This window comes from Mesorhizobium sp. WSM4829 (assembly GCF_055811475.1).
Genome location: NZ_JBVVQJ010000109.1, coordinates 1 through 1,428 on the forward strand (window position 1 = coordinate 1; position 1,428 = coordinate 1,428).

The window sequence follows — 1,428 nt, forward strand, 5'->3', positions numbered from 1 at the left end:
CGTCTCGATCTTCTCGGCTCTGCGCAACCTCTTCGTTCCACCTCGCTCAAAACGCTCCGCTCTCGCCACACATATTCGCCGCCTGCAGGCCATGGCCGCCGTAACCGTGGTCAGTTGACAACAGCGCCGCAGGTCTCAGCGCGTTCATAGCCAGACAACGTGACATCGCCATAAAACTCTCCTGAATAACCACCTCTGTTCCCGCGCGACCACAATTCAAACAACGTGACAGCACCACATAGGACTATGCTCGGCCTCCCGCCATGACTCTCCTGAAGTTAACGCACACGACTACATCGCTTGACGAGAGCGCCCGCATATGAGCATCTACTTCAGCGGGCACGATCCCACTTCTTTGATATCGGTCAGCAGTACGCCCAATTCAACTCTCCTCAGCGCTAGGCATCATCGGTTCGCGCAGTGCCAGCAGATCAGGGTAGCAGCCGGTCCTGGAGTGCCCGTCGATCGGCAACGAGGTTATTAAGGTGCTGCGGCTGCGGCAGCTCTTGTGCCAATCCTCCAACCAGTTCCCGCGTCGCCGCCAGCACGAAGACGCCGCAATCATAACCGTTATCCTGCTGGGTGATGGAGCGTGGGACCAGGGTGGCGCGCAGCCTTGTTGCGATCGCTTCCGCATGCCGGTAATTGGATCCTGCGGAGGAGTCGTAGTGATAGGCAACCGGGTTTCGTCGTTGCCTGCGATCAACAAGCAGCAGCGACCAATGGGTGCCGCGGCGATGAGGATCAACAGCATCGGCATCGTTCACCGGCAGGAACAGGAAGTCGGCTGAATCCGTGCCGCGCCGGCCGCCGCCGCGCAAGATCGCCTCCCGGTTGCGTTGTGCGTCTTCGTCAGCGCCGGACCGCAGTATTTGGACTACGAGGGAATCCACGAGGCGCGTCCGAGCGGCCAGATCCGGATTGGTCTGCTGCAACTCGCGCTCCAGGAGATTGTAATCTCTTCTGATGTGCTCGTCGCCCAGCCAGACCGTGTCGTCGAGCCAAGCTCCAGGGTGATCGGTGAGACGAATACTCCAGTCCGACTGCAGCGCGGCCGTGTAAAGCTGATCGTGGATCAAGAAGCGGGTCTCTGGAGCGAACCGGCTTGGCGCGATCCCCATGGTCTCCAGGATGTTGATCACAGCGGCCGAGGCCCGTCCGGAGGTCTGGTTTCCGCTACCAAATAGGTATCCAAGCTCAGGCGGCTTGGGAGTTGATGGGCTGGCAAAGGAGGACGGGCCGGCCCACACCGGCGCAGAGTGAGCATCATCGCGCAGCTCGTGCGGTGTGGACGGCAAATCGGCCAGAGATCCAAGCCCGCTGTAGATGTGTGACGACCGGGCTTCCGGTGTCGGCCACTCATTTAGATCAAAACCCGATGGCAATTGCGGCGACCAGGTTGAGCTCGACCCGGCAGGTTGATCCGAC

At 60.4% G+C, this 1,428-nt stretch carries 1 protein-coding gene and 1 pseudogene; one reads left to right on the forward strand and one right to left on the reverse strand.

Going from position 1 to position 1,428, the window contains the following annotated elements:
- A pseudogene (locus tag AC0L17_RS34375) lies at positions 1–118 on the forward strand (IS6 family transposase); the annotation flags it as partial.
- A 313-nt stretch (positions 119–431) separates the two neighbouring features.
- Here the strand turns inward: AC0L17_RS34375 and AC0L17_RS34380 are convergent.
- Positions 432–1,428 (reverse strand): Ulp1 family isopeptidase (locus AC0L17_RS34380; protein ID WP_473518975.1); only part of this gene is annotated, 997 nt, incomplete at its 5' end.